This window comes from Streptomyces sp. NPDC043176 (genome assembly GCF_056436715.1).
The window spans coordinates 151,412-167,188 of record NZ_JBWKCA010000006.1; the positions used below are offsets into that span (position 1 = coordinate 151,412).

At 73.4% G+C, this 15,777-nt stretch carries 13 protein-coding genes and 1 pseudogene; 10 read left to right on the forward strand and 4 right to left on the reverse strand.

Annotated elements, in window-relative coordinates; genetic code table 11:
* Positions 1–274: 274 nt before the first annotated feature.
* Entirely contained in the window at positions 275–1,840 is a 1,566-nt protein-coding gene (locus AC067A_RS12070; protein WP_478618105.1) for a S1C family serine protease, read from the reverse strand.
* A gap of 200 nt (positions 1,841–2,040) precedes the next feature.
* Here AC067A_RS12070 and AC067A_RS12075 point away from each other — a divergent pair, with 200 nt between their 5' ends.
* The 3 genes and pseudogenes from AC067A_RS12075 (at position 2,041) to AC067A_RS12085 (ending at position 4,688) form a co-directional block, all read left to right on the forward strand.
* Positions 2,041–2,862, forward strand: a complete 822-nt coding sequence (locus tag AC067A_RS12075) for a glycerophosphodiester phosphodiesterase (protein WP_478618108.1) — start codon at positions 2,041–2,043, stop codon at positions 2,860–2,862.
* A gap of 117 nt (positions 2,863–2,979) precedes the next feature.
* A pseudogene (locus AC067A_RS12080) lies at positions 2,980–3,581 on the forward strand (ATP-binding protein).
* Positions 3,582–3,710: 129 nt separating this feature from the next.
* A complete protein-coding gene (locus tag AC067A_RS12085; protein WP_478618111.1) occupies positions 3,711–4,688 on the forward strand; it encodes a DUF5926 family protein in 978 nt (325 codons plus the stop codon).
* Between the two features lie 219 nt (positions 4,689–4,907).
* On the opposite strand, the gene AC067A_RS12090 is transcribed toward AC067A_RS12085, so the two are convergent.
* Together AC067A_RS12090 and AC067A_RS12095 are read right to left on the reverse strand one after the other, a co-directional pair.
* Positions 4,908–5,489: a hypothetical protein gene (locus AC067A_RS12090; RefSeq protein WP_478618113.1), complete on the reverse strand. Its 582-nt coding sequence runs from the start codon at positions 5,487–5,489 to the stop codon at positions 4,908–4,910.
* A 339-nt stretch (positions 5,490–5,828) separates the two neighbouring features.
* Positions 5,829–6,509, reverse strand: coding sequence for a bifunctional DNA primase/polymerase (locus AC067A_RS12095; RefSeq protein WP_478618116.1), 681 nt, complete (start codon positions 6,507–6,509; stop codon positions 5,829–5,831).
* A gap of 563 nt (positions 6,510–7,072) precedes the next feature.
* On the opposite strand from AC067A_RS12095, the gene AC067A_RS12100 reads away from it, so the two are divergent.
* Positions 7,073–8,524 (forward strand): PP2C family protein-serine/threonine phosphatase, encoded by a 1,452-nt coding sequence (locus AC067A_RS12100; RefSeq protein ID WP_478618119.1) that lies wholly within the window; start codon positions 7,073–7,075, stop codon positions 8,522–8,524.
* A 125-nt stretch (positions 8,525–8,649) separates the two neighbouring features.
* Positions 8,650–10,110: an aminopeptidase P family protein gene (locus tag AC067A_RS12105; RefSeq protein WP_478618121.1), complete on the forward strand. Its 1,461-nt coding sequence runs from the start codon at positions 8,650–8,652 to the stop codon at positions 10,108–10,110.
* A 64-nt stretch (positions 10,111–10,174) separates the two neighbouring features.
* Here AC067A_RS12105 and AC067A_RS12110 read toward each other — a convergent pair whose 3' ends face one another.
* Complete coding sequence (locus AC067A_RS12110) at positions 10,175–10,633, reverse strand: ATP-binding protein (protein ID WP_478618124.1); 459 nt, start codon at positions 10,631–10,633, stop codon at positions 10,175–10,177.
* A gap of 258 nt (positions 10,634–10,891) precedes the next feature.
* On the opposite strand from AC067A_RS12110, the gene AC067A_RS12115 reads away from it, so the two are divergent.
* The 5 genes from AC067A_RS12115 (at position 10,892) to AC067A_RS12135 (ending at position 15,775) form a co-directional block, all read left to right on the forward strand.
* Complete coding sequence (locus AC067A_RS12115; protein WP_478618127.1) at positions 10,892–11,665, forward strand: hypothetical protein; 774 nt, start codon at positions 10,892–10,894, stop codon at positions 11,663–11,665.
* 113 nt (positions 11,666–11,778) lie between these two features.
* Positions 11,779–12,552, forward strand: coding sequence for a YcnI family copper-binding membrane protein (locus tag AC067A_RS12120; RefSeq protein WP_478618130.1), 774 nt, complete (start codon positions 11,779–11,781; stop codon positions 12,550–12,552).
* Positions 12,553–12,587: 35 nt separating this feature from the next.
* Positions 12,588–13,295: an SCO family protein gene (locus tag AC067A_RS12125; RefSeq protein ID WP_478618133.1), complete on the forward strand. Its 708-nt coding sequence runs from the start codon at positions 12,588–12,590 to the stop codon at positions 13,293–13,295.
* Positions 13,292–13,744 carry a copper chaperone PCu(A)C gene (locus AC067A_RS12130; protein ID WP_478618136.1) on the forward strand — a complete coding sequence of 151 codons (453 nt, stop codon included), beginning with the start codon at positions 13,292–13,294 and terminating at the stop codon, positions 13,742–13,744. The genes AC067A_RS12125 and AC067A_RS12130 overlap by 4 nt, the downstream gene beginning before the upstream one ends.
* Before the next feature lie 24 nt (positions 13,745–13,768).
* Positions 13,769–15,775: a copper resistance protein CopC gene (locus tag AC067A_RS12135; protein ID WP_478618139.1), complete on the forward strand. Its 2,007-nt coding sequence runs from the start codon at positions 13,769–13,771 to the stop codon at positions 15,773–15,775.
* The last annotated feature ends 2 nt before the right edge of the window (positions 15,776–15,777 follow it).

Sequence of the window (15,777 nt, forward strand, 5' to 3'; positions counted from 1 at the left end):
AGGCGCGTACGAGGAGGGGGTGGGGGGCGAGGGTGCGGGGGTTCGTCCCGTTCGGTGGGCGCAACGCCGGGGAACCGGGCAGGAGTTCATGGGTGTTCTCCTTGCGTGACGCCTGTGCTCGGTGTGGCCGGACCACGGTCCTTCCGCCGGACGGGCCGCCCGCCTCCACCGCTCGCGCCCGACCCGGCCACCGGGGACGATCACGGGCGGGCCTGACACGAGGGAGGGGAGCACCCGGTCCGGGTGCTCCCCTCCCTCGTGTTCGGCGGGGCCGTCAGCTGTCGCCGGTGCGTTCGCCGAGGGTGACGGTGGCGGTGGCGGTCTTGCCGTCGCGCTCGTAGGTGACCTTGACGGAGTCGCCGGGCTTGTGGGTCCAGATCTCGCTGATGAGGGTGGGGCCGCTGTCGATCTGGTGGCCGCCGAAGCCGGTGATCACGTCGCCCGCCTTCAGGCCCGCCTTGGCCGCCGGGCCGTTCGGGGTGACCGCGGCGGTGCCGCCGGCGCCCTGGGCGGCGATCGTGGCGCCGGAGCCCTTGCCGTTCATGTTCACGGTCGCGCCGATCACCGGGTAGACCGGCTTGCCCGTCTTGATCAGCTGCTGGGCCACGTTCTTGGCCTGGTTGACCGGGATCGCGAAGCCGAGGCCGATGGAGCCCGCCTGGGACTGTCCGAAGCCGTTGCCGGTGGACTGGATGGCCGAGTTGATGCCGATCACGGCGCCGCTCGCGTCGAGCAGCGGGCCGCCGGAGTTGCCCGGGTTGATCGAGGCGTCGGTCTGCAGCGCGCTCATGTACGAGCTGCTGCCGCCGGAGCCGTCGCCCGAGGCGACCGGGCGGTTCTTCGCGCTGATGATGCCGGTCGTCACCGTGTTGGACAGGCCGAAGGGCGCGCCGATCGCGATGGTCGAGTCGCCGACGGCGACCTTGTCGGAGTCGCCCAGGGGCAGCGGCGTCAGTCCCTCCGGGGCGTCGGTCAGCTTCAGGACGGCCACGTCGTAGCCCTCCGCCCGGCCGACGACCTCGGCGTCGTACGACTTGCCGTCCGAGAAGGTCACGGAGAGCGTGCCGCCGTCCGCGGCCGAGGCCACCACGTGGTTGTTGGTGACGATGTGGCCTTCCTGGTCGTACACGAAGCCGGTGCCCGTGCCGCCCTCCTCCTGGGTGCCGCCGGACTTCGCCTGGATGGTGACCACGCTCGGCAGCGCCTTCGCCGCCACCGCGGCGACCGTGCCCGGGTCGCGCTTGAAGGAGGCCGGGGCGTCGCCGGAGGAGACCGTGGTCGAGCTGAAGCCGCCGTTGTCGCCGCGCTCGGCCGCCCAGTAGCCGATGCCGCCGCCGATGCCGCCCGCGACGAGCGCCGCCGCCAGGACGGCCGCCGCGATGCCGCCGGTCCGCTTGCGGGCCCCGGGGGCGGGCTGCGCGGGCGGAGGCGGCGCACCCCACGCCGGTACGGCCGGCGGAGGCGGCGGCCAGCCACCGTCCGAGGCCGCCGGGGCGTGGGCCGGGGCCTGCGCGTAGACGGGCGGCTGGAGGTGGGAGTCGGCCTGGGGGTGGGAGGGGGTCTGGGGGTGGGAGGGGGTCTGGGGGTGGGAATGGGTCTGCGCCTCGGTCTGCGGCAGCGTGCGGGTCTGCGCCTCGGGCCGCGCCTCGGTCTGGGGCAGCGTCTGCGTCGGGTCCGGTTCCGTCGGGACCGGTTCCGTCCGGGCCGGCTCCGGCGTGGCCGGGGTCGCGGCGGACGGGGCGGGGGCCTGGGCCGTGGCCGGGGGTACGGGAGGCGTGGGAGGGGCGGACGGGGCAGCCGGGTCCGCCGGAACCGCCGTACCGTCGTTCTCGGTGCTCACAGCTCGCTCTCCTCGTTGACTGCGCGGGGTGGTGGCCGACGAGGCCACCTACTGGTTCCAGGGTGCTGCACCAGCTTTTCCCACAGGACGTCAGGCCGCTGTAAGGCGGAGCTGTGCGTTCCCACCCCTTCCTTTATATACGGACAGAACGGACGACCTCGAGTGTGCCCGCCCCGCCCCGCCAATGGCACCATGACGCCGTGACTCACGCACGGCAGCACCCGAACCGCGTCCCCCTCCAGGTCGTCGCCCACCGTGGAGCATCCGAGGACGCACCGGAACACACCCTGGCCGCCTATGTGAAGGCCATCGAGGACGGCGCGGACGCCCTGGAGTGCGACGTCCGGCTCACCGCCGACGGCCATCTCGTCTGCGTCCACGACCGGCGCGTCGACCGCACCTCGAACGGCCGCGGCGCCGTGTCCACCCTGGAGCTGGCCGATCTCGCCGCGCTGGACTTCGGGACCTGGAAGGGATGGGAGGACTCCGGCGAGAGCCCGGACCGGAAGGCCCCGGGATCGACCTCGGTCCTCACCCTGGAACGGCTCCTGGAGCTGGTCTCCGACACGGGGCGGCGGGTCGAGCTGGCCATCGAGACCAAGCACCCGACCCGGTGGGCGGGCCAGGTCGAGGAGCGGCTGCTGCAGCTCCTGAAGCGGTTCGGCCTGGACGAGCCGGAGTCCCCGGCCGACTCCCCCGTGCGGATCATGAGCTTCTCGGCCCGCTCCCTGTACCGGATCGCCGCGGCTGCGCCGACGCTGCCCACCGTGTCCCTCGCCCAGTTCGTCTCGCCCCGGCTGCGCGACGGGCGGCTCCCCGCGGGGGCGCGCATCGCGGGCCCGTCGATCCGGATCGTCCGCCACAACCCGGCGGTGATCCTCCGGCTCCAGAAGGCGGGGCACCAGGTCCACGTCTGGACGGTGGACGACCCCGAGGACGTCGAGCTCTGCGAGCGGCTGGGAGTGGACGCGATCATCACCAACCGTCCGAAGCAGGTGCTCGCCCAGCTGGGCCGCGACTGAGCGCCGTTGCCCTGAATCCTCCCGGTACGTCCCCCTCGCCTTTCCCACCCGTCACAGGACACAACAGGACTTACAGGGAGTGCACCGGCGCGTTCCGTGTGTACGCGATCGTCACGAGTGCCTCATCGAACGCGGATTGGCCGGTTTCCGGTCCAGGCCATTGGGGCATTCACACGGTGCGTGGGGCAAAGGAGGTCTCGGGGGTGGCGTTGGTGGTGGCACAGGAGGTGCCCACGTCGTCGAGCATGGCCGTACCCCATGGCCCGGCGGGCGTGGGTGAGGCGCGACACCGGATGCGGGACGAGCTGTACCGCAGCGGGGTGGCCGAATCGGTCGTCGACGACGCGGTGCTGATCCTTTCCGAACTGCTCAGCAATGCCTGTCGGTACGGCAGGCCGCTGGGGTGCTCGGAGCGGGGCGAAGGCGATGTACGGGCGGCCTGGCGGGTCGATCCGGCGGGCGGCCTGCGGGTCGAGGTCACGGACGGCGGTGGTCCGACGCGACCCGTTCCGTCGACGCCCTCGGTCACCGCGCACGGCGGCCGCGGGCTGAACATCATCGGGGCGCTGGCCCAGGACTGGGGCGTACGGGACAGCGCGACCGGCGAGGTCACCGTCTGGGTGGTGGTCACCGAGGGGCATCGCCGCGAGGACTTCGCGGCGCGCGTCGGCGGCGGCTCCGGCTTCGACTTCCTGGACGCGTACGACGATCTGGACTGACACCCGCGCACCGGGACCACGCCCCGCCTGAGGGGCGGTCGGGCCCGGTGCGACTAGGCTCGCGCCCGATACAGCACGCACTCAGCGCACACAGCGCGCAGCACGCCGCGATCGGGAGAAAGCCACACCATGGCCAAGAAGCGCCCCCAGACGAAGGCCGGCAAGACCGGCCAGGCACAGGTCACGAGCGGGGAGATCCCGGTCGTCGGTGCCCGCGAGCCGTGTCCGTGCGGTTCGGGCCGCCGCTACAAGGCGTGTCACGGCCGGGCCGCCGCGCACGCCGTGACCGAGCTCGTCCAGCGCCCCTTCGAGGGCCTGCCCGGCGAGTGCGACTGGGTGGCGCTGCGCGAGCTGGTGCCCGCCGCCACCGTGCCGCTCACGCTGAAGGGCGGGCTGCCCGAGGGCGTGCCGTCCGTGACGCTCGCGACCGTGCTGCCGATGGCGTGGCCGGCGCTGCGCCGCGACGACGGCTCCGTCCTGCTCGCCCTGCAGAACGACTCCACCTCCGGCGACCTGGCGCGCGACCTCGCCGACACCCTGCAGCGCGCCCTGGAGACGGAGCCGGGCAACCCGGTCCCCGCGCGCCGGGTGCCGGCGGAGGGGCCGCGCCTGCAGGAGCTGCTCGACGCGGACGCCGCGTTCACGCCCGAGGTCCACACGGGCTTCGAGTTCTGGATCCCGCAGTCCGCCGACGGTGCCGACCCGGAGGTCGCGGCCTCCCTGGAGCGGGCCAACGCGGCCGCGATCCCGACCGTGAAGCTGGCGAGCGTCGACTCGGCGTACTGGTGCGAGGTTCCGGACAAGAACCACCTCCGCTGGGTCATGCCTCACCCGGAGGAGAAGCTCCTGGACGCGCTCGCCCGACTCCAGGCCGGGGAGGGCACCTCCCTGGGCGCGGACACCCGGCTCGTCGGCTCCTTCCGGGCCCACGGCCTGATGGTGCCGGTGTGGGACCTGCCGTCGTCGATGACGGCCGAGGACTGCGAGAAGCCGGCGGCCGAGTTCGCCGAGCGGCTGGCCGCGGCGCTCGCCTCGGACGCCCCGCTCACGGCGGAGGAGCGCCGGGCGCGCGGCGGCCTCACGAACCGTCAGGTGACTCTCAGCTGATACCCCACGTGGTATCGGTGACTGACAGACCGACCAGTCGGTGACTTCCGCCACAACGCGGTCGGGCGACGGGTAAATCCCTGTCCGAATAACCGAGATCGAATTTGCGAACAGCAGATCTCTTGTTACCGTTCTGGAAGCCCGGTCGCTGGTGCATCCCCCGTCGCCAGCGATCGGGCCTTTCCATGTCCGCTCCCGGCAGGTCCGGAGCGTCGACGCTCAACTTCCTTCGCTGTCCGCCGTGTTGCTGCCCGAGCGCAGCAGCAACGGAGTGTCGGCCCCTTCGCCCGTGCCCGCGAATTCCGCCACCGCCGTATAGGCGGAGGAGGCGCCGCGACCACGCTCCGGAGGCGTTTCGCAGGTCCCCGGCTCGTCCTGCGCGGGAACGGGGCAACGCACGTGAACGGTCCGTCCACCGGGCGCCATGAGGGTCAGAAACGCGTCGAGATCCTGCCCCGCCGCATTCCGGTAGTACGTACGCGCCCAGACGTCCGGGCCCTCGCTCAGGACGCAGGTCTGCGCCTCGACGCCCTCGGGTGAGGCGAGTTCCGGACCGCAGCGCGTGACCCGCTCGGGGGTCACGGGGACGGTCGCGGCGGCGCCGGGGACGGCCGGGGCGGGGGAGGCGGCGGTACGGGGTCCCAGGCCGAGGTCCCTCAGCATGTCCCCCGCCTTGGCATCGCCCGCGCCGGGCGGTCGTACGGGGCCGCCCGTCGGTCCGGCCATGGCGACGAGCGGCAGCAGGACGGCCACCGTGACGGCGGTCCCGAGTCCGACCACGCGGAGGTTCACCGGCCCCATGGAACCCACCTGCTCCTGCTCGGCTGGAGATCTTGAACGGTGGGGTGAACATAGCGTCGGGCGGCGGGCGCCCGGCCTGCCGCGCGCCCGTTTTCCGGACAAGTCGGCCCAGGACACACCCGTTCGGGTGAACCGGCGAGGGGCCGCCGCAGCCGGGGCCGCCCACGGCCGCCCCGTGGCCGCCCGCGCGGATCACGGCCCGGGGCCCCGAGGGGGCCGACGTCCGGGCCCCGGACGGGCTCGCGCCGACGCTCCCGGCAGGCTCGCGGCCACGCTCCCGCCCGGCTCGCGGCCACGCCCCCGGCAGCCTCTCGGCCACGCCCCCGCACGGCCTCCCCGTCAGTACGTCAGCCGGCTTCCGCCGCCCGGGGTGCTCGTGCTCGCCTCGACGAGGGCGTCGACCACCGCCTCGACGTCGGGCAGCCACGGACGGGCCGAACCCGTGAGCGGCGCCCGTTCCCACCGCACCTGGCCGGCCCCGGCGACCGAGGGCGGCAGCAGCAGGTAGCCGCCCTCGCCGTGGAACCGGAGCGAGCTGGGCACGCTGTCCTTGGCGTACAGCAGCTCGCCCAGCCGTTCGAGGCCGTACGGGGCGACGAGGATGGACCAGCGGGTCGGGGTCGCCACCACCGGGCCGAGCCGCAGGCCGGAGGCATCGAGCGCGGCGAGGGCCCGCGCGCCCGCCATCGCGGGCAGGCTGACGGCGCAGGGCGCGCGGCCGCCGGTGGCCAGCACCACGGGGGCGTCCGGGCGCCTGGTCCACCACCAGCGGACCATGCGCTCGTCCGTGGTGGCCGCGAGCAGCCCGGGGTCGTAGGGGTGGGCCCCGGGGACCGCGCAGTCGGGGTCGGGGCAGGCACAGGCCGCGCCGGCGGCCGTGCGGGTCGTCGTTCTCAGGCCCGCTCCCGGCAGGACGGGCCAGTCCCACTCGACGGCGAAGGTGACCGCCGCGTCGAGCCGGGCGGACCTCGCCTTGCGCCGGAACCGGAGCCTGCGTCGCCTTCCGAGGATCTCGCGCATGAGCGCTCGTTCCTTTCCGTTGAACGCCGAATCCACATCACAACACGTGCAGATTTCTTCACCGTGCGTATCAGCGCGTACCGGGCGGCGGAGTGGCGCCCCGCGTCCGAGCGGGGCCGGCCGGGCCGGGACCAGGTGGAACCAGGTGGTACCGAGTGGAACCAGGTGGAGCCAGGTGGAGCCAGGTCAGAACCAGGTGGTGCCGGGCCGTCGCCGGGGGCGGGTCGGAACACGTTCCCCGCCACTCGGGGTGGGGGTGCGGCCTGCGGCATGAAAGACGCCGGGGTCCCGCGTCACGTTCCGGGGCAGCTCCAACTGCCCCTGCCTGTCACCGATTACGTACCCAGCACGCTCGGAATGACGCGCTTTCAAACGACGCCAGTCGACCGCAAAAGGTGCACACCGGGGGCAATTTTCGGCCAACTTCCCGCGTACTTCAACCCTTGCGCACGACCTCACGGACACCACAAGTCCCATCGGGACAATGCTGGACATCGTTCCTCTGGTGCGTGTACATGTGGAGGCATCGAGCGGCTCGGAATGACATGGGGGTTTGCGATGCTATGGCGTCAAACGCACCGGTCGGAAAGCCGACTGACATGAGCGCCCCGCACATGCCGAAAGTGGCTGGAATCGATGCCACGGTCCCCGGGCCCCCGCACACTACGTCGCCCCTCCCCGGCGTCCCCCCGGCGGCGACGCCCTCCGACGCGGCCCTCCCGGCCGGAGCGCTGATCCAGGACCGGCTGGCCGCCTGGGTCTCCGACCTCACCACCCTCCACGAACTCACCGAGCGCCTCATCAGGACCTCCTCCCTCGACGAGGCCCTCCGCGAGGTGCTCGGCGCCGGCGCCGCCCTCGTCGGAGCCCGCCGCGGCATGGCCGTTCTCGAACCGGCCGACGGCCTCGGCCCCGCCACCACCATCGGCCTCGGCCTCGCCCACGCCGAGCTCGGCACCATCGAGACCGTCCCGCACGGTGCCGGCAGCTACGGCCGCCTCCTCGACGGCCTCCCCGAGCCCGGGCACCCGGAGCGCGTCCCCGATCCGATCGCCATCCGCGACGTCCGCACCGAGGCGGGCCTCGACCCCCGCCACCGCGAGGTCGCCGCCCGCCTCGGCTACGCCGCCAGCTACGCCCTCCCCCTCGCCGCCGAGGAGGCCGGCCGCCTCGGCGCCGTCGTCTGGCTCTACGACGAGCCCGCCGAGCCCGACGAGCGCCGCCGCCACCTCGTCGGGCTCTACTGCCGCTTCGCCACCGAGCACCTCGCCCGGCTCCTCCAGGTCGAGCGCGCCCGCGTCCAGGTCTCCACCGTCGCCGAGGAGCTGCTCCCCAGCCGCCTCCCCCGCGTCCCCGGCGTCCAGCTCGCCGCCCGCCACCGGACCGGCCCCCTGGGCGGCGGCGACTGGTACGACGCGCTGCCGCTGCCCGACGGCGCCCTCGGACTCGCCGTCGGCTCCGTCTCCGGGGCCGGTCCCAGCGCGCTCGCCGCGATGGGCCGGCTGCGCGCCTCGCTCCGGGCGTACGCGGTGATGGAGGGCGAGGATCCGGTCGCCGTCCTGTCGGACCTGGAGCTGCTGCTCCGGCTCACCGAGCCCGCCCGGTCGGCGACCGCGCTCTTCGCGTACGCCGAGCCCGCGCAGCGCCGGATCGTCCTCGCCGGGGCCGGCCACGCCCCGCCGCTCGTCATCGGCGAGCGGCGCACCGAGTTCGTGGAGACCTCGCTCTCGGCCCCGCTGGGGATGCTCTCCTGCTGGGAGGCACCGAGCGTGGAGCTGTCCCCCGCGCCCGGAGAAACGGTGCTTCTCTACACCGACGGGCTGCTCCGCCGTACCGGCGACGCCACGGACCGCGCCTTCGCGCGGCTCCACGCGGCCGCCGCGAGCGTGCCGAGGGCCGACCGGGACGACCCGGGAGCCGTCGCCGACCACGTCCTGCGGACCCTGCTGCCCGAGGGCCTCGACCCCGCCGTCGAGGGGGAGGACGTGGTCCTGCTCGCCGCCCGCTTCGCATGAGGTCCCGCCGGGATCCGGGTAAGCGGAACGTGACTCTCCGGTAATGGGTCTTCCGGCCCTGGGCCCCCTTCCGTACGACCGTACGATGGTGGGGGTTCAGTGTCGTACCAAGAGGAGGCAGACCCGTGGCCGAGGAGCTCACGCCGGAGACCCCGGAAGAGACCGAAGAGCAGGCGATCAAGCAGCGGAAGAACGGCCTGTACCCGGGCGTCTCCGACGAGCTGGCCGAGAACATGAAGTCCGGCTGGGCCGACACCGAGCTGCGCGACCTCGCCCCCATCGCCCAGGCCGACAAGACCGCCGCGCGCCGCGCCGCGCTGTCCGCCCGCTTCCCGGGCGAGCGCCTCGTGATCCCGGCCGGAAACCTGAAGACCCGGTCGAACGACACCGAGTACGGCTTCCGCGCCTCCACCGAGTACGCGTACCTCACCGGCGACCAGACCCAGGACGGCGTCCTCGTCCTGGAGCCCACCGCCGACGGCCACGAGGCCACCCTCTACCTGCTGCCGCGCTCCGACCGCGAGAACGGCGAGTTCTGGCTCGACGGCCAGGGCGAGCTGTGGGTCGGCCGCCGCCACTCCCTCACCGAGGCCGAGCAGCTCCTCGGCGTCCCGGCGAAGGACGTGCGCGAGCTCGCCGACGCGCTCAAGGAGGCCACCGGCCCCGTCCGCGCCGTCCGCGGCCACGACGCCGGCATCGAGGCCGCGCTGACCGACAAGGTCACCGCCGAGCGCGACGAGGAGCTGCGGGTCTTCCTCTCCGAGGCCCGTCTCGTCAAGGACGACTTCGAGATCGCCGAGCTGGAGAAGGCCTGCGCCTCCACCGCCCGCGGCTTCGAGGACGTCGTCAAGGTCCTCGACAAGGCCGAGGCCACCAGCGAGCGCTACATCGAGGGCACGTTCTTCCTGCGCGCCCGCGTCGAGGGCAACGACATCGGCTACGGCTCGATCTGCGCCGCCGGCCCGCACGCCACCACCCTGCACTGGGTGCGCAACGACGGCGACGTCCGCTCCGGCGACCTGCTGCTGCTCGACGCCGGCGTGGAGACCACCGAGCTCTACACCGCCGACATCACCCGCACCCTGCCGATCAACGGCCGGTACACCGAGCTCCAGCGCAAGATCTACGACGCCGTCTACGAGGCGCAGGAGGCCGGCATCGCCGCGGTGAAGCCCGGCGCCGCCTACCGCGACTTCCACGACGCCGCCCAGCGCGTCCTCGCCGAGAAGCTCGTCGAGTGGGGCCTCGTCGAGGGCCCGGTCGAGCGCGTCCTGGAGCTCGGCCTCCAGCGCCGCTGGACCCTGCACGGCACCGGCCACATGCTCGGCATGGACGTCCACGACTGCGCCGCCGCGCGCACCGAGATGTACGTGAACACCACCCTCGAGCCGGGCATGTGCCTGACCGTCGAGCCGGGCCTGTACTTCCAGGCCGACGACCTGACCGTGCCGGAGGAGTACCGCGGCATCGGCGTCCGGATCGAGGACGACATCCTCGTCACCGAGGACGGCAACCGGAACCTGTCGGAGGCGCTGCCGCGCCGCTCCGACGAGGTCGAGGCGTGGATGGCCGCGCTGAAGGGCTGACCTCCGCGTACGTTGGAGGGGAAGGGCCTCCGCCGACCGACCGGCGGGGGCCCTTCCCCGTACGTCACGCCATGAGGAGCGACGGGCTGTCCCGCCACTTCAGGATCTTGTCGAAGCTGACCACGGCACCGCCCCGGCCCGAACGGTTGCCGAACTGGACGTGGTCGGCGAGCTCCTCGATCAGCCGCAGCCCCCGGCCGTGCTCGGCGTCGGCCGACGGCGCCCGCGGCGCACCGGCGCCCGGAAAGCCCGGTCCCGCGTCGGCCACCTCGATGCGGCAGGTCTCGCCGTCCAGATACGCCGTCACCCGGTACGCCTCCGAACGCGCGCCGCCCGGCACGCCTGTCCCGCCCCCGCCGCCGTGCTCCACCGCGTTCGCACACGCCTCGGTCAGCGCGACCGACAGGTCGTAGGACACGTCCGGATCGACGCCCGCCGTCTCCATCGTGCCCAGCAGGAGCCGCCGGGCGAGCGGCACGCTCGCAGCCTCGCGCCGCAGATGGAGTGACCACCAGATGCTCATGCTCCAGCCTCCCGGCAGCGGCTCGACATACCGATACCTATTGCCTGACGGAACCCTTCGTAAGCGCGTGAACGAGCCAAGAGCACTCGTCCGGCGGATGCGACCGTCCGAACCCCGGTGTATGCCCCGCCGGAGAACCGCGGCCCGTTTCCCGGACGACCCGCGTATGTCATGCCCTGTCATCCCGAAGAGGCCCAAGGACGACCTTCCGGACCTGCCTCATGGCGGCGGGGCCGCTGGTGCGATGATGGGCCCGCCATGACTGCCCCCGCGCTCGCTCCACGGCTGCTGAGGGCCGCGGTGTTCACCGCGGTCTGCGTCGTGCTGTCCGCGCTGGGCCACGCCCTCGCCGCCTGCGCGGGAATCGCCCTGTGGACCCTCCTCGCCGGCTTCCTCGGCGTCTTCGGGATCACCGTCCTCTTCACCGGACGCGAGCGCTCCCTCGGCTTCGTCGTCGGCGCCCTCGCCGGCGGGCAGCTCGGCCTGCACGTCCTCTTCGGCCTCGGACAGCGCCGGCTCGCACTGGGCGCCGAGGCCGACGACGTCCTCGTACGGACGGCCGCCCGGCTCGTCTGCGGAGCGGGACCCGCGTCCCTCAGCCCCGCCGAGGCCACCCGGATCCTCGCCGACGCCGGACTCGACCCGTCCGCCGCGCACGCGCACGTGGGACACGCGGCCACCGCGCCCGCCGGGCAGCTGCTGCCCGGTGTGCCCATGCTGCTCGGCCACCTGCTCGCCGCCCTGGCCACGGGCTGGCTGCTGCGCCGCGGCGACCGGGCGCTGCGCCGGCTCGTCGAGCTCTCCGAGCAGGGTGCGGCGGAGCTCGCCGAGTGCGCGCTCGTGCGCTCCCTGCGGGCCGCGCTCCGCCTCGTACGGACGCTGCTCGCCGGACTGCCGACCGACCCGCGCACCGGGCCGCGCCCGGCCGTCCGCACCGCGGGTGACTCCTCGCCGCCGCCGGTGGCCGAGGCGCTCAGGAACACGGTGATCAGGCGCGGCCCACCGGCCGCCGACTGCGTCCTCGCAGCCTGACGCGGTCCGCTCACCAGGAGCGGGGCCGCGCCCGTCCGCACGCCCGTGCGGGGCCCCCGGCCCCGGCGTGCCGGACTCCCCCCGTCTTCCTCCGAGCTGGAGTGTCCTCTGCCATGACCGTTTCCCGTCTCGCCGCCGGCCGTGTCTCCGCCGCCCGTGCCGCCCTCGCCGGCGGCATCGCCCTCTCCTCCGTCGTCCTGCTCTCCGGTACGGCCTTCGCGCACGTCAGCGTGCAGCCGCAGGGCGAGGCCGCCAAGGGCGGCTACGCGACCGTCAACGTCAAGGTCCCGAACGAGCGCGACAACGCCTCCACCGTGAAGCTGGAGGTCAACTTCCCGCTCGACCACCCGCTGGCCTCCGTGATGCCGCAGCCCGTCCCCGGCTGGAAGGCCGTGGTGACCAAGAGCAAGCTCGCCAAGCCGCTGGAGCTGCACGGCAAGACGATCAACGAGGCCGTCTCCAAGGTGACCTGGACCGCCGACGGCTCGAAGATCGGCCCCGGCGAGTTCCAGCAGTTCCCGCTCTCCCTCGGCCGGCTGCCCGAGGACACCGACCAGCTCGTGCTCAAGGCGATCCAGACGTACGACAACAAGGAGGTCGTGCGCTGGATCGAGGAGGCGAAGGAGGGCGCGGACGAGCCGCAGAACCCGGCGCCCGTCCTGAAGCTCTCCGCCGCGTCCGCCGACCACCACGGCGGCGGCTCCACGCCCACCGCCTCCGCGGACGCGAAGGCCGGGCACGACGACAAGGCCGGCGCCCACCAGGAGACCGCCTCCGCGTCCTCGTCGACCGACACCACGGCCCGCGTCCTCGGCGTCGTCGGCATCCTCGCCGGTGTCGCCGGCGTCGCCTTCGGCGTCCTCGCCGGCCGCCGCCGCTCGGCCTGACGGCCGCGCCTCACCCGAGAACCGGAAGAAGCACCATGTCTGAAGAGAAGACGCCCGGGACGGACGCCTCCCGTCCCGGGCGGCGCACCCCGCTGGTCATCGCGGCCGTCGCGATCGCCGCGGCGATCGGCCTCACCGCGGCCGTCGGTCTCGGCGGCAACGACGACAAGGCCTCCGGGCCGGTCGCCGAGGTCACGGGCGGGACCGACCCCACCAAGGCCGCCACCGTCCTCGACCGGCCGTTCACCAAGCCCGACCTCGTCCTCACCGACACCAAGGGCGAGAAGTACGACCTGCGCGAGCGCACCAAGGGCAAGCCGACCCTCATCTACTTCGGCTACACGCACTGCCCCGACGTCTGCCCCATGACGATGAGCAACATCGCCATCGCCAGGAAGCAGCTCCCCAAGGCCGACCAGGACAAGCTCCAGGTCGTCTTCGTCACCACCGACCCCGAGCGGGACACCTCCGCCGAGCTCGCCAAGTGGCTGCCCGCCGCCGGCGACCCCTCCTTCACCGGTCTCACCGGCGACTTCTCCGCCATCCAGGCGGGCGCCAAGCAGATCGGCATCGGCATCGACCCGCCGAAGGAGGAGGACGGCAAGGTCGTCTCCATGCACGGGGCCCAGGTGATCGCCTTCTCGCCCGCCACCGACCAGGGCTACGTCCTGTACGGCGAGGACGCGAGCATCGACGACTACGCCAAGGACCTGCCGAAGATCATCAAGGGGGAGAACCCGTGAACCGCCGCACCACCGCCCTGACCGCCGCCGTGGCGCTCGCCGCCTCGCTCGCGCTGACCGGGTGCTCGTCCTCCGACGACAAGCCCCACCTGGAGGTCAGCGGCGCGTTCATCCCCCAGCCCGTGATGGACATGGCCGGCGGCTTCCTCACGATCAGGAACGACGGCGACACGGCGGACAAGCTCACCTCCGTCACCAGCCCCCTCTCCGACGACGTCACGATCCACGAGACGAAGGACCAGAAGATGCGGGAGGTTCCGTCCTTCGACATCCCCGCCAACGGGGAGCTGAGGCTCGAACGCGGCGGCAACCACATCATGTTCATGGAACTGAAGTCGAAGCCGAAGCAGGGCGACAAGGTCAGCATCGAGCTCCACTTCGAGAAGGCCGACCCCATCAAGCTCGACGTTCCCGTCGAGGCGCCCAACCACAACCCGCGGCAGCACTGAGCTCGTTGACGGAGTGACGCAGAGATGACAACCACCGCCCCGCGCCTCGGTACCGCCCTGGCCCGGCTGCTCGTCCTGGCGGCCGCGCTGCTCGGCACGCTCCTCGCCGGCGCCGCCCCCGCCTCCGCGCACGCGGCGCTGACCGGAAGCGACCCGAAGGACGGGGCGGTGGTCGCCACCGCTCCCAAGGAGGTCAACCTCACCTTCTCCGAACAGGTGGCCATGAGCCCCGACTCGATCCGGGTCCTCGACCCGGCGGGCCGGCGGGCCGACACCGGAGAGATCCGGGACCTGTGCAGCGGATCCGTCGTCCGCTACGGGGTCGGACTCCGCGCCGGACTGCCCGACGGCACCTACACCGTCGCCTGGCAGACCGTCTCGGCCGACAGCCACCCCATCGCGGGCGCCTTCACCTTCTCCATCGGCGCCCCCTCCACCACCTCCGTCGCCCTGCCCGACCGGACCCCCGGCGGCGGAGTCGTCGGCGTCCTCTACGGCATCGCGCGCTACCTCTCGTACGCCGGGTTCGCCGTCCTCGTCGGCGGCGGCGCCTTCGTCCTGGCCTGCTGGCCGCGCGGCGCGAGCGTGCGGCCCGTACAGCAGACGGTCGTACGGGGCTGGCTGACCCTCACCGGAGCCACCCTGGCGCTGCTGCTCCTGCGCAACCCGTACACCGGGTCCGGCGAACTCTCCGACGCCTTCGACCTGGCGGGCCTGAAGGCCGTCCTGGAGACCAAGACCGGGGCCGCCCTCACCTCCCGCCTGCTGCTGCTCGGCGCGGCCGCGCTGTTCGTGGCCGTCCTCTTCGGCGCCTACGCCCGGCGGACCGACCCGAAGGAGAAGAAGGACCTCGCCTTCGGGCTCGGCCTCGGCGGCACCGTCGTCGCCGCGGGCATCGCCGGCACCTGGGCCCTGGCCGAGCACGCGTCGACCGGTATCCAGCCCGGCGTCGCCATGCCGGTCGACATCCTGCACCTCCTCGCCGTCGCCGCCTGGCTCGGCGGCCTCACCGTCCTCCTCGTCGCCCTCTACCGGGCGCCGTCCCTCGACCGCCGGGCGGTCGCCCGCTTCTCGAAGGTCGCCTTCGGCTCGGTGACCGTCCTCGCGGCCACCGGGCTCTACCAGTCCTGGCGCCAGGTCGGCTCCTGGTCCGCCCTCACCGGCACCCGCTACGGCCAGCTCCTCCTCGTCAAGATCGGCCTCCTCGCCGTCCTCGTCGGCATCGCCTGGATCTCCCGCCGCTGGACCCAGCGCCTGGCCGACCCCGCACCGGCGGCCGAGACCGACGCGGAGGCCGACGCGGACGCGGACGCTGATGCCGATGCCAATGCCGATGCCGATGCCGAAGCGGACGCCGAGACCGAGGCCACGGTCGAACCGGAGGCCGGGGGTACGGACGCGGACGAGCCTGAGGTCGCGGATACGGACGCGGACGAGCCTGAGCCGGACCCCGAGCGGGCCGCCCAGCTGGCGCGGCAGCGGGCCGCCGTCGCGACGGCGCGGCGGAAGAGGGAGCGGGACGCCGATCCCGAGCGGGCCGGTCTGCGCCGCTCGGTGCTGACCGAGGCCGCCGTCGCCGTGGTGCTGCTCGCCGTGACCACGATCCTCACCTCGACCGAGCCCGGCCGCACCGAGGAGGAGGCCGGACGGGCCGGCACCGCCTCCTCCGGCCCGGCCGCGGTACCCGACCGGCCCGTCGACATCCGCCTGCCGTTCGACACCGGGGGCGTCGACGGCAAGGGCGTCGTCCGGCTCAGCCTCGACCCCGGCCGCACCGGCGCCAACGCGCTCCACCTCTTCGTCGAGCGCCCCAACGGCAAGCCGCTGGACGTCCCGGAGATCAAGGTCGCCTTCACCCTGGAGGCGAAGGACGTCGGCCCGCTGCCCGTCGCCCCCGACCGGATCCAGACCGGACACTGGAGCGCCGCCGGCGTCCAGATCCCGATGCCGGGCGAGTGGAAGATCCAGGTCACCGTCCGGACCTCCGACATCGACCAGACCACCATCGACAAGAACGTGAAGATCGGCTGAGC